Source organism: Mesorhizobium sp. M4B.F.Ca.ET.017.02.2.1, from assembly GCF_003998955.1.
Lineage (GTDB): Bacteria > Pseudomonadota > Alphaproteobacteria > Rhizobiales > Rhizobiaceae > Mesorhizobium > Mesorhizobium abyssinicae.
Genome location: NZ_RZOF01000161.1, coordinates 1 through 13,096 on the forward strand (window position 1 = coordinate 1; position 13,096 = coordinate 13,096).

Here is a 13,096-nt window from a genome sequence, read left to right on the forward strand (position 1 = left end):
GTCCGGGTCGCCCGCCTGGCGAGCGGTGTCGACGACCTCGGCGAAGGCCATCTGCTGCTGCGGCTTCGGCACGTTGCGCAGCCGTTCGACGATCGCGGCGAGATCGACGTCTTCGCCGGTTTCGGAGGGCACCGCCTGCTCGCGCGTGCCGGTGCCGGGGATGAGTTCCTGCGCCAGTTTCTCGAACTTCAGCCGCATCGTCGTCGCCACGCCTTCGCCGAAGGCGATGGCTTCCCGCTGGCCCATCGAGGACAGGAAGGCCAGCGTCGAGGCGGACGAATCGGCGATCGCCGAACGGATGATCGCCTGGTCCTGCTCGTTGGCCAGCCGCATGGCGAAAAAGGTCGAGCACTGCGACAGGATGGTCGGGTCGAGCTCGCCCGGACGCTGGGTGACGACGCCGAGATAGCAGCCGTATTTGCGCCCCTCCTTGGCGATGCGCGACAGCGCGTGCCTTGTCGGCGCGAAACCGAGGCGGGGATCGGCCGGCATATAGCGATGCGCTTCCTCGCACAGCAGCAGCAGCCGCAGCCGCCCCTCGCTCCACAGAGCGAGGTCGAACGCCAGGCGCGCCAGCACCGAGCAGACGGAATTGACCACCTCGGACGGCATGCCGGCCATCTCGAAGCAGGTCACCGGACGGCCGTGGTTCGGCACGCGGAAGATGTTGCCGATCGTCTCGTGGATGGTGTCCTCGATCAGGCGCGAGTTGAACATGAAGCGATAGCGGGGATCGGACGCCGCCGATTCGATGCGCGTCTTGAGCGATTTCAGCGTCGGGCGGTCGTTCTTGCTTTCAAGCATGCCCATGCGCTCGTCGATCTGCTTGATGAGATCGGCGATGCGGTAGGGTACCGGCGTATCGGCGGTCAGCGCGTCGCTGCCGCGCCGCAGATAGGTTCCGGAGCCCGGGTTGCGATAGAGGTTCTTGGCGGCGGGGATGAGATCGCGCAGCACATCGACTTCCTCGGGCTCCGTCTCGCGCCCGCGAAACAGCACCTCGGCGAACTCTTCCAGCCTGAACATCCAGAAGGGCAGGTCCAGCGTCTTGGAATCGACCCTGACGCAATATTCGGGCAGCGAGGCAGCGAACTCGTTGTGCGGGTCGAGGATGAGGATGCGAAGGTCCGGCCGGGCCTCGATCGACTTGCGCAACAGTAGCGACACGGCTGTGGACTTGCCGACGCCGGTCGTGCCGACGATGGCGAAGTGACGCGCCAGGACATCGTCGATGGCGATGTTGGCGTCGATCGCCTCGTCCTGCGACAGCGTGCCGATGGTGATCGAATGCCGGCCGGCGAGATCGTAGACCGCCTGCAGGTCGCGGCTGCGGATGCGGTGCGCAATGGCGCCGATATGCGGATAGGTGGTGATGCCGCGGTCGAAGACGGGCTTGGCGCCTGGCTCGGCGCCGTCGCGCACCTCGCCGATCAACTCGATGCTGACCTCGATCGGGTTCTGCCCCTCATTGCTCCAGGCGCGGTCCGACTTGCCGATCGCGTAAACGAGGCCGACCGTTCGGGTCGAGCCGAGGTTGATCGAGATCATCTTGCCGACGGTCCACAGGCCGGTGATCGCGCCTTCGATATCGTCGGCATAGGCGCCAATGGTGGCGCGCGCGCCATCGCATTGCACGACATTGCCGAGAATGCGCTTGTCGCTCTGCTCCCTGTTGCGACGCTCCTGCGAGGTCGCTTCTCCAACGGAGACTTCGCGTTCGACAAACATAGATGGCATGATCCCCATTCCCTCGGGATGCAACCTACACAGATGAGGTTAAGCCGGGGTGAGGTCGGATGGTGTAGGCGCCGTTAAGCCGACCGCGAAAATTCGATCGAACGCCGACTTTCATTCCGTGTCGAGTTCGCTATATTGAACGAATGAATGATATAGCGAACGACATTTCATCCAGCCTTGGCAGCAGGATACGCTCGGAACGGGCCTTGCGGGGCTGGTCGCTGGCGGAGCTCGCGGAACGCTCCGATGTGTCGAAGGCGATGCTCAGCACCATAGAGCAGGGCAAGACCAGCCCGACCGCGGCGCTGCTGGTGCGCATCGCCGCGGCCTTCGGCATGACGCTGTCGACGCTCATTGCCAGGGCGGAACTCAAGGGCGGCGGCCTGCTGCGCGAAGGCGAGCAGCCGGTCTGGCGCGATCCGGCCACCGGCTATCTCAGGCGGCACCTCTCGCCGGCTTCCGACATGCCGCTCGAACTGATCAAGGTGCGCTTGCCGGCGGGGCAGAGCGTCAGCTTTCCGGCGGCGTCCTACGCCTTCATCAAGCAGCAGATCTGGCTGATCGGCGGGAGGCTCGATTTCACGGAAGGCGAAGTCGTGCACAGTCTGCGGCCCGGCGACTGCCTGGCGCTCGGCGCGCCGTCCGACTGCACCTTCCATGCGCCGGGACCGGACGCCGCCGACTATCTCGTCGCGCTGGTCAGAGGCTGACGGCATGGCTCGACGTTCCCGACGCTCGCACAATGGCGGGCCGCCGCTCGACGACTATGACGGTCCGCCCTGGGGCAAGGGCGGCGCCTACATCTTCTTCGCCTGGCAGGCGGCCCATGCAAAGGCATGGAAGGCGCCGAGCCGCGACGTCATGCTGATGCGGCTGGACAGGGCCGAGCGGCTTGGCCTGACCTATGAGGAATACACGCTCGAGATCCTCGAGCGCGGTCGCCATCTCGGCGAAGGCGACACCGAGCGGATCGCCGAAATCCGCCGCGCAAGGAAGCGAAGGCGGTTCAGCCATCTCTCGTGACGCTGGAAACAGGTCGCCCCGCGTCATCCACGTTTATCCGAAGGGACACTCCGCGAACATGACTTCCACAGAAATCACCGTCCTCAGTCAGGACGCCGAGACGGAAAAACTGCTGGCCGCGCTTCTGGTCGAGACGGTGGCTGCCGGCGGGTCGGTGAGCTTTATGCACCCGCTGGCGCAGGATGCAGCGGAGGCCTTCTGGCGGAAGTCGCTTGCCGCCGCCGCGCTAGGCGAACGGGTGGTGCTGGGCGCATGGGATGGCGATGTCCTTGCCGGCACGGTCACCTTGCTGCTCGACTTTCCTCCCAACCAGCCGCACCGGGCCGAGATCGCCAAGCTGATGACCCGCGTCGATCGTCGTGGCCAAGGCGTGGCGACCCGACTGATGCGGGCCGCGGAAGACATCGCCGGGGAGCGCGGCCGCACCTTGCTGGTTCTGGACACGGCAAGCGAGGAGGGAGCCTCCGGTCTCTACGAGAAGCTCGGCTTCACGCTGGCAGGCGAAATCCCCGACTTCGCGCTGAAGCCGCATGGCGGATTGACCGGCACGCTGATCTACTGGAAGCGGATCGGCGCAAGCCTACAGAGCGCCCGTTCCGGCAAGGCGTGACAGCAGCCACAGACGAAAATCCTGCTCGGCCTGGGTCAGCCCCGCTGTCGAAGCGCGGGTCAGGAAATGGCCCGAGCTGCTGGAGAGCTCGAAGCCGGAAAGCGCCACAAGCGCCTTTCCGGCAAGCGCCGCATCGATCAGCGGCCTGGAGCCCAACAGGGCGCCGGCGCCGGCCTTGGCCGCCTCCATGGCGGCAACGAAACTGTCGAAGCGGTGCGAACGTCCGGTATGTCCCGGCACGCCGGCAGCGCTAAACCATTCGGCCCACATCTCGCGCGCGCCGGCGACCAGGAGCAAGGGCAGGGACGTCCAGTCCGCATTGCCGGCCAGGGCCGGAGAGGCGACCGGCACCAGCCGCTCGACAGTCAGCCTGTCGGCCTCGCGGCCGGGGAAGTTCCCGTTGCCGAAGCGGATGTCGAGCGTCGAGCCCGGCTGGTCGTAGTCGGCGGGACGATGAATGGTCACCACGTCGAGCTGGATCCGCGGCAGGGCTCTCGCCAGGTCGGGGAGCGCAGGCACGAGCACCAGCAAGGCAAAGGAGATCGGCACCCGCACCGTGACGGTCTGGACGGCGCGCGGCTCGAACAATTCCGTGGTGCTGTTGCCGATGGTGGCGAAGGCCGACTGGATGTGGGGAAGATAGGCGGCGCCCTCCGGCGACAGCGCCACACCGCGGGCAAGACGCACGAACAGCCTGGTTTTCAGCCGCTGCTCGAGGGCGCGAATGTGCTGGCTGACAGCCGCCTGCGTCAGGCCGAGTTCGGCCGCCGCGGCGGTGAAGTTCGAAAGCCGCGCCGCCGCCTCGAAGCTGCGCAACCAGTCGAGCGGAGGCAAGGCGCCGGCAATTCTTCCAGCCATTAGAATTATATAGCCATAGTCTGCAAAATCATAATTTGAGTTATGACTACGAAGTCAGCATCATGCAACCCGAAACCCTGCGGATGCCGTGGGAAAGATGGAGCTGCTGGACATGCTGACCAAGGCGCTGATCGGCGACGACGGACGAACGGTCGAACTGAGCTGGGACAACGGGATGCGCACCCGCTTTCACGCCATGTGGCTGCGCGACAATGCATTGGACGACAAGACGCGCAGCGCCGGCAACGGTCAGCGCCTGATCACCATTCTCGACATTCCGGCCGGGACGCGGATCGCGGCGGCTTCGGTCAAGGGCGGCGCACTGGAGATCAGCTTCGTCCCCGAGCAAAAGACCGTCAGTTTCCCGGCAGGCTGGTTGTACGCGCATGCCTATGACCGTGTCGAACTGCGCAAGGGAGGCTGGACGGCCGACGTGGTTCAATGCTGGACAAGGGCGACGATGCAGAATTCGGTGCCGCGCGCGGCATATGCGGCCGCCAGCCACGATCGCAGCGTGCTCAGGGAATGGCTTTCGGCAGTGAGGACCTACGGCTTTGCTGTGATGGATGGCCTGCCGGCGGAGTCGGGGGCGCTGTGCAAGGTGTCCGACCTGTTCGGTTACATCAGGGAGACCAATTACGGGCGCTGGTTCGAGGTGCGCGCCGAGGTCAATCCGAACAATCTCGCCTACACCAATCTCGGCCTGCAGGCGCATACCGACAATCCCTACCGCGATCCGGTGCCGACGCTGCAGATCCTTGCCTGCATCGAGAACACGGTCGAGGGCGGCGAATCCACCGTAGTCGACGGTTTCGCGGTGGCGGCCGCGCTGCAGGCCGAAGATCCGCACGGGTTCCGCCTGCTGAGCTCCTATCCGGCACGCTTCGAATATGCCGGCTCGCCGGGCGTGCGTCTGCAAGCCAAGCGCCCGATGATCGAGCTCGGCCCGGACGGCGAACTGCTCTGCATCCGCTTCAACAACCGCTCGCTGGCGCCGACGGTCGACGTGCCGTTCGCCGAGATGGACAAATACTACGCCGCTTATCGCCGGTTCGCCGAGCTGATCGAGGATCCCGGCTTCGAGGTGACCTTCAAGCTGGAGGCTGGGCAGGCCTTCATCGTCGACAACACCCGCGTCATGCATGCGCGCAAGGCATTTTCCGGCTCGGGCAAGCGCTGGCTGCAGGGCTGCTACGCCGACAAGGACGGGCTGTTGTCGACGCTGGCGGCGATCGAGCACGATTTCAGGGAGGCGGCGGAATGAACGGGCAGGCGCTGAACAGCGGCAACATCGTCGAATTCATCGCCGACATTTTTGAGCGACGCGGTGCCGAATCCTATCTCGGCGAGCCCGTCACCATGTCGGAGCACATGCTGCAGGGCGCGTGGCTGGCAGAGCAGGACGGCGCGCCGGACGAACTGGTGGCGGCGGCGCTGCTGCACGACATCGGACACTACACCAGCGAGTTCGGCACCTATTCGCCCGACGATGTCGAGGACAAGCATCACGACGAGGCGGGCGGCGAGGTGCTGGCGCCGTTCTTCCCGCCGGTCATCGTCGAATGCGTGCGGCTGCATGTCTCGGCCAAGCGCTATCTGTGCGCCACCGACCCGACCTATTTCGGCAAGCTCTCGCCGGCCTCTGTCCACACGCTGTCGCTGCAGGGCGGGCCGATGAGCGCCGAGGAGGTGGCCGAGTTCCGCAGGAACCCGTTCCATGAGGAGGCGGTGCGCGTCCGCATCTGGGACGAGGGCGGCAAGGTCGCCAACATGAAGACGCGCGCCTTTCGCGACTACGCGCCGCTGCTGGAGCGGGTGGTGAGGAAGTTCGCGGCGGAAAAGGCCGCGTGATGCCCCTGGCAGGAGGTGCGGCTTGGCCGCACCTCCTGCTGTCGCGAAGTAGCAGCCCTATCCCTTGTGGTGAACCTGCTGCAGCCCGTAGACCGGTGTCGCGATGCCTTCGTGCCGCGCCTTCAACTGCAGCGACAGGAATTGCGAATAGTGGCGTGACTGGTGCAGGTTGCCGCCATGGAACCAGAGCGCCTCCTGTTGCGTCGGCTTCCACATGTTGCGCAGCTCGCCTTCCCAGGGGCCGGGATCCTTGGTGGTGTTGGAGCCGAGACCCCAGCATTTGCCGACCTTGTCGGCCACCTCGCGGGAGATCAGGTCGGCCGCCCAGCCATTCATCGAGCCGTAGCCGGTGGCGTAGACGATCAGGTCCGCCGGCAATTCCGAGCCGTCGGAGAAAAGCAGCGAATGCTCCCTGATTTCCTTCACCTCGACGCCGCTCTTCAACTTGATCGAGCCGTCGATGATGAGGTCGGACGCGCCGACGTCGATATAATAACCGGAGCCGCGCCTGAGATATTTCATGAACAGGCCGGACTCGTCGTCACCCCAGTCCAGCATGAAGCCGGCCTCTTCCAGGCCCTTGTAGAACGCGGCATCGCGTTTCTTCATCTCGGCGTAGGCGGGGATCTGGAATTCGTGCAGGATCTTGTAGGGCAAGGAGGCGAAGATGAGATCCGCCTTGGCCGTCGTCATGCCGCTTTGCACGGCCTTTTCCGAGTAGAGCGAACCCAGCCCGATCTCCATCAGCGTGTCGGATCTGGAGATGTGGGTGGTCGAGCGCTGCACCATGGTTACGTCGGCGCCGGCCTCCCAGAGTGCGGCGGCGATATCGTGGGCGGAATTGTTCGAACCGATGACGACGGCCTTCTTGCCGGCATAGGCGTCGGGGCCGGGATGCTTCGAGGAATGATGCTGATCACCCTTGAAGCTGTCCATGCCCTTGAAGCTTGGCATGTTGGCCTTGCTGGACATGCCGGTCGCCAGCACCAACTGCTTCGGCTTCAGCGTGATGTCCTTGCCGTCGCGGTGGACGACGACGGTCCATTCCTTCGTCTTGTCGTCATAGGCGGCGCTCTTGGCCCCGGTCGAGGACCAGTAATTCAGCTCCATCACCTTGGTGTACATTTCCAGCCAGTCGCCGATCTTGTCCTTGGGCGAGAAGACCGGCCAGTTCCTGGGGAAGTCGATGTACGGCAGATGGTCGTACCAGACCGGATCGTGCAGGCAGAGCGACTTGTAGCGCTTGCGCCAGCTGTCGCCTGCACGTTCGTTCTTCTCGACGATGATGGTGGGCACGCCGAGCTGGCGCAGCCGGGCGCCCAGCGCGATGCCGCCCTGGCCGCCGCCGATGATGAGCGTATGCGGCTGCGTCTTGAAACCGAGTTCGGCCGCTTCCTTCTCGCGCTCCTCCTTCCAGGTCGGCCGGTTCTTGCCATGGCCGTGCCTGGCGCCCAGCGGCCGGGCGAAGCCGGCCGGCTCTTCATGGCCCTTCAGCTCCGCCATGGTGGTAAGCAACGTCCAGATCTTGCCGTCCTTCAGCCTGATGTGGCCAAAGCCGCGCGCCACCGCCGTCTCGAAGCGGATCCAACCTTCCAGCACCCCGCCGTTCTCGCTGGCATCCTCGCCGTCGGCGATCGCCCAGTTCGAAGGCTTCGTCTTGGCCAACTGGCTCACAAGCATGTCGCGCACCTGGTCGCGGCCTTCCATGGTCTTGATGTTCCAGGTGAAGGCGACGAGATCGCGCCAGTAGCAGTCGTCCTGAAAGCAGGCGACGGCCTTGTCGATATCGCCGGCGGCAAGTGCCGCGCCGAATTGGTCGAGCAGGTCGGAAAGCTTCTTGTTCGGGGTCTTGTCGAGCATCAGTTCCTCCGGTCTTGGGATCGCTTCTTGATCGAGCGCTGGAGCCGGATCGCCCCGTCCGGCATGCGCAAGTATTTCGGCAAAACTGTTCTCGCGTCATGCCCTCCAATAGTTTGGCGTGTTTTCAATGGTTTGCCCGGCGAGGAGGAGGTGGCGCGACGCTCCATTGGTCGCGCAATCGTGATCGGCTTTTGCCGCATTGCGGCCATGGCGTCTCAAGACAAGAGCAACGGGCGCGAATGGCGATGCAAGGAACCAGGAGAGCGTCATGCAATTGTCCTCCATCCATCCATTCGCCCGGCGCGGGCTGGCAGCTTCCGCAGCCGTCACCTTGGCTTTGGGCGTGACTTTGGCCGGTCCATTGGCGGTTCCGTCCTATCAGGCGGCGCATGCGGCCGTGGTTTCCGTGACCGTCCGCGAGCGGCTCGCGACTTACGGCGGCTGGCGGACTTCCAGCCGGTTCGGCGAGGTGTGGGTTCCCTCCGTCCGGCCTGAATGGCGGCCCTATACGGAAGGCAGATGGGTCTGGACCGACGAGGGCTGGTACTGGGAGTCGGCCGAGCCGTTCGGCGGCATCGTCTTCCACTACGGGCGCTGGGCGTACGATCCCGAATTCGGCTGGGTCTGGATCGCCGGCTACGAATGGGCGCCGGCCTGGGTGGTGTGGAGCCAAGGCGGCGACAACATCGGCTGGGCTCCGGCGCCGCCGCGTATTGCCGATGTCGCGTTCGACGAGGGCTGGTGGTGCTTCGCGCCGGTGGCGGCGATCGGCGTGGCCGATGTCGTCAGCGTCGTGCGGCCGGTGCGTGAAAACGTGACCATCATCCGCAACACGACGATCATCAACCAGACTGTGATCGTCAACAACGCGCCGCGCGTACGGCTTGGCAATCAGGTCGTCGCGATCGATGCCGGGCCGCGCCTGCCTGAGCTTCCCAGGGCGGTCGTGACGTCGATCAAAGCGGCGAAGATCGTGCCGCCGCGCAAGGGCGACTTCTCCGAAGCCCGGCTCGATCCGTCGAAGGGCGAGGCGGTGAAGATGCTGGCCGGCAACGCTGCCTTGCCGGCGCAAGGTGCTGCGCCGGTTATCGCAGGCACGCCCGACGCCGCCGGCCACGGGCCGAAGAAGGCCGCGGGCGTCAGGTCGATCCGGCCCGCAGCGGCGATCGCCGAAGGGGAACCGAACACGGCCGACCGAAAGCACAAGAGGGTGATCGCCGGCGCCGGGCAGGTGGAGATCGGCGAGACATCCGATGGCAAACCTGGGCCGCGCAGGAGGCTCAACCATCAGCAGATGCTGGCGATGCGCACACCGCATCATGGGCCGGCGAAGGCCGAGCCGCATCGCCCAACATTGGTGCAGGCGAGGAAGGGAGCCAAATGTGATCCGCGAGTCGCGCACTGCAAGCCGCCGCGCTGAAGCCGTTTGGGACGGTACGCGAACGGTGGCGAGGCGGAGCATTTTCCCGGTTGACAGGCCGGCTTTCCGGCCTCTACTGTCCGCCACCATGAAAATGGCACTCATTCTCGTAGGCAGGCGCGTGGGCAAGGCGGTGTAACCGCCGGGCGAAAACCTCCCATGCGCATCACACAGGCTCCCTCGGGGGCCTTTTTTATTGCCCGAAACACGACTAAACGACCAGCAACGCCCACACGGCGACAGTACGGGACCAGACCGATGAGCAACGAGCGGAACGAGCGGCGCGAAATGACGGGCGCCGAAATGGTGGTGCAGGCGCTGAAGGACAATGGCGTCAAGCATGTCTTCGGCTATCCGGGCGGCGCGGTTCTCCCGATCTACGATGAAATTTTCCAACAGGACGAGGTCGAGCACATTCTGGTCAGGCACGAGCAGGGCGCCGGCCATGCGGCGGAAGGCTACGCCCGCTCGACCGGCAAGGCCGGCGTCCTGCTGGTGACGTCCGGCCCCGGCGCCACCAACGCGGTGACGCCGCTGCAGGACGCGCTGATGGATTCCATTCCGCTGGTCTGCCTGACCGGCCAGGTGCCGACCTCGCTGATCGGTTCCGACGCTTTCCAGGAATGCGACACGGTCGGCATCACGCGCCCCTGCACCAAGCACAACTGGCTGGTGAAGGACGTCAACGAGCTCGCGGCCACGATCCACGAGGCCTTCCATGTCGCGACCACCGGGCGCCCCGGCCCGGTGGTGGTCGACATTCCGAAGGACGTGCAGTTCGCCAAGGGCACCTATGTGCCGCCGCAGACGGCGCCGCGCACCAGCTACCAGCCGAAGGTCCAGGGCGACCTGGAGAAGGTCAAGGCAGCGGTCGAGCTGATGGCCAGCGCAAAGAAGCCGATCATCTATTCGGGAGGCGGTGTCATCAACTCCGGTCCGGAGGCGAGCCATCTGCTGCGCGAACTGGTCGATCTCACCGGCTTCCCGATCACCTCGACGCTGATGGGGCTCGGCGCCTATCCGGCTTCCGGCAAGAACTGGGTGGGCATGCTCGGCATGCACGGCACCTACGAGGCCAACATGGCCATGCACGATTGCGACGTGATGATCTGCATCGGCGCCCGTTTCGACGACCGCATCACCGGGCGGCTCAACGCGTTCTCGCCGAACTCGAAGAAGATCCACATCGACATCGATCCGTCGTCGATCAACAAGAACGTCCATACCGACGTGCCGATCCTCGGCGATGTCGGCCGGGTGCTGGAGGATCTGGTGCGGCTGTGGCGGGCGACCGCCAAGGCCGACAAGAAGGCGCTCTACCCGTGGTGGGAGCAGATCGCCAAATGGCGGGCGCGCGACTCGCTGGCCTACAAGCCGAACGCCGACGTGATCATGCCGCAATACGCCATCCAGCGGCTCTATGCGCTGACCAAGGACATGGACACCTACATCACCACCGAGGTCGGCCAGCACCAGATGTGGGCGGCGCAGCACTATCATTTCGAGAAGCCGAACCGCTGGATGACGTCGGGCGGGCTGGGCACGATGGGCTACGGCCTGCCGGCGGCGCTCGGCGTGCAGATCGCGCATCCCAATGCGCTGGTCATCGACATCGCCGGCGATGCCTCGGTGCAGATGACGATGCAGGAGATGAGCACGGCGGTGCAGTACGAAGCGCCGATCAAGATCTTCATCCTCAACAACCAGTATATGGGCATGGTCAGGCAGTGGCAGCAGCTGCTGCACGGTAACCGGCTGTCGCATTCCTACACCGAGGCGATGCCGGACTTCGTCAAGCTGGCCGAGGCCTATGGCGGCCACGGCATTCGCTGCGACAAGCCGGACGAGCTCGACGACGCGATCAAGGAAATGATCGCGGTGAAGAAGCCGGTGCTGTTCGACTGCCGCGTGGCGACTTTGGCCAACTGCTTCCCGATGATCCCGTCGGGCAAGGCGCATAACGAGATGCTGCTGCCGGACGAGGCGACCGACGAGGCGGTGGCCAATGCCATCGACGCCAAGGGCAGGGAACTGGTGTAGGCGACGAGCCAAGGCAGGGCTGGTCGAAGGAAGCCGTGCGCAAACAGAGAATTAGATCCAAGAGTTGAAATCGAGATTCACCCCATGAACGCACAGCTCCAACCGACCGGCTCCGCCTATTTCATCGCCAAGGAAACGGAAAAGCCGGAGAACCACACACTCTCCGTGCTGGTCGACAACGAGCCGGGCGTGCTTGCCCGGGTCATCGGCCTGTTCTCCGGCCGCGGCTACAACATTGAGAGCCTGACCGTCTCGGAGACCGAGCACGAGAAGCATCTGTCGCGCATCACAATCGTGACGCGCGGCACGCCGCATGTGCTGGAGCAGATCAAGCACCAGCTCGAGCGCATCGTGCCGGTGCACCGCGTGGTCGACCTCACCGTGCGCTCGCACGAGCTTGGCCAGGAGCGGCCGCTGGAGCGCGAGCTGGCGCTGGTCAAGGTCGCCGGCACCGGCGACAGCCGCGTCGAGGCGTTGCGTCTTGCCGATGCCTTCCGCGCCAGCGTCATCGACGCCAACACCGAGCATTTCATCTTCGAGATCACCGGCAAGGGCTCCAAGCTCGACCAGTTCATCGCCATCATGAAGCCGCTCGGCCTGGTCGAGATCTGCCGCACCGGCGTGGCGGCGATGAACCGCGGCCCGCAGGGCATGTAGGAGGCCGGCGCCGAAGCGCCGGCAGGTCGTCATTTCCGTCCTGACCGTCTGGCCCGGTTGATGCTCCAGGGTGGCCTTTGCGCGCCCGGTATAAAAGGACAATTATACTGACCTATTCCACGCGATGACTTGTCTGGAAGGACGTCATGCCGCTTGAAACGTTCCTTGCGCTCCTGGTCTACGCCTTCGTCACCTCGATTACGCCGGGGCCGAACAACCTCATGCTGCTGGCTTCCGGCGTCAATTTCGGCATCGTCAGGACCGTTCCGCACATGCTCGGCATCAGCATCGGATTTCTGGTGCTGCTGCTTGCCGTCGGCTTCGGGCTCGGCGCGGTGCTGACGGCGTTTCCGGTGCTGCACACCGGATTGAAGATCGCCGGCGGCGTCTATCTCCTCTATCTCGCCTGGAAGATCGCCATGTCGCGTTCGCTGAGCAGCAAGGGCGAGACGGAAGCGCGACCGATGCGCTTCATCGATGCGGCCGCATTCCAGTGGGTCAATCCCAAGGCCTGGGTGATGGCGATCACTGCCATGGCCGTCTATGCCAATGCGGAGCACCCGTTCCTGTCGGTGGTGCTGATCTCGGTCGCCTTCACCGTCGTCAACCTGCCGAGCGTCTCGGTGTGGGCGGGCTTCGGCACGGCGCTGCGCGGGTTCCTGTCGGATCCGGTGCGGCTGAAATGGTTCAACATCGCCATGGGTGTGCTGCTGGCGGCGACGCTGTGGCCGATGCTGCGTTAAGATCTGTCGATATTCAGGTGAGGCCGGCCTGCAAACGGCGCTTTCCTGCGCTTCCGGTGCTCACCTACCCAAAAGTACGCTCCGCTCCGGTTCTCGGAAATCACCGTTTTCGATTCGGCCTGACCTGAATCTCAACAGATCTTAGGTCGCGGTCGCGGCCCGTCGGTCGGGTTGCCTCCTTATTGTGCACTGCACATTAAATCTTCGTAATGCCGTGTTTTGGCCCTTTTCCGCCAAAGCCTTGTCCTATCTATTTCGGCGAAATTCGCGGCAAGGCGCCGCGGACCGAGCAGAAAT

13 protein-coding genes are annotated in these 13,096 nt (G+C 64.6%); 9 read left to right on the forward strand and 4 right to left on the reverse strand.

Annotation, left to right across the window (positions count from 1 at the left end):
* Positions 1–1,728 (reverse strand): ATP-binding protein (locus EN738_RS19225; RefSeq protein WP_145966879.1); only part of this gene is annotated, 1,728 nt, incomplete at its 3' end.
* 152 nt (positions 1,729–1,880) lie between these two features.
* On the opposite strand from EN738_RS19225, the gene EN738_RS19230 reads away from it, so the two are divergent.
* Genes EN738_RS19230 through EN738_RS19240 form a run of 3 tightly spaced genes read left to right on the forward strand, consistent with a single transcriptional unit; the run spans position 1,881 to position 3,370 of the window.
* Entirely contained in the window at positions 1,881–2,447 is a 567-nt protein-coding gene (locus EN738_RS19230) for an XRE family transcriptional regulator (protein WP_127285081.1), read from the forward strand.
* 4 nt (positions 2,448–2,451) lie between these two features.
* Positions 2,452–2,760 carry a hypothetical protein gene (locus tag EN738_RS19235; protein ID WP_127285082.1) on the forward strand — a complete coding sequence of 103 codons (309 nt, stop codon included), beginning with the start codon at positions 2,452–2,454 and terminating at the stop codon, positions 2,758–2,760.
* 58 nt (positions 2,761–2,818) lie between these two features.
* The gene (locus EN738_RS19240; RefSeq protein ID WP_127285083.1) at positions 2,819–3,370 is read left to right on the forward strand and encodes a GNAT family N-acetyltransferase; all 552 of its coding nucleotides are present in this window, start codon (positions 2,819–2,821) and stop codon (positions 3,368–3,370) included.
* On the opposite strand, the gene EN738_RS19245 is transcribed toward EN738_RS19240, so the two are convergent.
* Positions 3,341–4,228 (reverse strand): LysR family transcriptional regulator, encoded by an 888-nt coding sequence (locus EN738_RS19245; RefSeq protein WP_127285084.1) that lies wholly within the window; start codon positions 4,226–4,228, stop codon positions 3,341–3,343. The two genes, EN738_RS19240 and EN738_RS19245, sit on opposite strands and share 30 nt — an antisense overlap.
* A 97-nt stretch (positions 4,229–4,325) precedes the next feature.
* On the opposite strand from EN738_RS19245, the gene EN738_RS19250 reads away from it, so the two are divergent.
* Complete coding sequence (locus EN738_RS19250) at positions 4,326–5,492, forward strand: gamma-butyrobetaine dioxygenase (protein WP_245494581.1); 1,167 nt, start codon at positions 4,326–4,328, stop codon at positions 5,490–5,492.
* Positions 5,489–6,079, forward strand: a complete 591-nt coding sequence (locus EN738_RS19255) for an HD domain-containing protein (RefSeq protein WP_127285085.1) — start codon at positions 5,489–5,491, stop codon at positions 6,077–6,079. The genes EN738_RS19250 and EN738_RS19255 overlap by 4 nt, the downstream gene beginning before the upstream one ends.
* A 57-nt stretch (positions 6,080–6,136) precedes the next feature.
* Here EN738_RS19255 and EN738_RS19260 read toward each other — a convergent pair whose 3' ends face one another.
* Both EN738_RS19260 and EN738_RS35955 read right to left on the reverse strand, forming a co-directional pair.
* Positions 6,137–7,939 carry an NAD(P)/FAD-dependent oxidoreductase gene (locus EN738_RS19260; RefSeq protein WP_127285086.1) on the reverse strand — a complete coding sequence of 601 codons (1,803 nt, stop codon included), beginning with the start codon at positions 7,937–7,939 and terminating at the stop codon, positions 6,137–6,139.
* Positions 7,940–8,035: 96 nt separating this feature from the next.
* Positions 8,036–8,209 (reverse strand): hypothetical protein, encoded by a 174-nt coding sequence (locus EN738_RS35955; RefSeq protein ID WP_189340355.1) that lies wholly within the window; start codon positions 8,207–8,209, stop codon positions 8,036–8,038.
* Here EN738_RS35955 and EN738_RS19265 point away from each other — a divergent pair.
* The 4 genes from EN738_RS19265 (at position 8,208) to EN738_RS19280 (ending at position 12,799) form a co-directional block, all read left to right on the forward strand.
* The gene (locus EN738_RS19265; RefSeq protein WP_127285087.1) at positions 8,208–9,359 is read left to right on the forward strand and encodes a DUF6600 domain-containing protein; all 1,152 of its coding nucleotides are present in this window, start codon (positions 8,208–8,210) and stop codon (positions 9,357–9,359) included. The two genes, EN738_RS35955 and EN738_RS19265, sit on opposite strands and share 2 nt — an antisense overlap.
* A gap of 258 nt (positions 9,360–9,617) precedes the next feature.
* On the forward strand, positions 9,618–11,399 hold the full coding sequence (locus EN738_RS19270) for an acetolactate synthase 3 large subunit (protein ID WP_127285088.1): 1,782 nt from the start codon (positions 9,618–9,620) through the stop codon (positions 11,397–11,399).
* An 84-nt stretch (positions 11,400–11,483) separates the two neighbouring features.
* Positions 11,484–12,056, forward strand: coding sequence for an acetolactate synthase small subunit (gene ilvN / locus EN738_RS19275; RefSeq protein WP_006204962.1), 573 nt, complete (start codon positions 11,484–11,486; stop codon positions 12,054–12,056).
* 146 nt (positions 12,057–12,202) lie between these two features.
* Positions 12,203–12,799 (forward strand): LysE family translocator, encoded by a 597-nt coding sequence (locus EN738_RS19280; protein ID WP_126053972.1) that lies wholly within the window; start codon positions 12,203–12,205, stop codon positions 12,797–12,799.
* Positions 12,800–13,096: the final 297 nt, after the last annotated feature.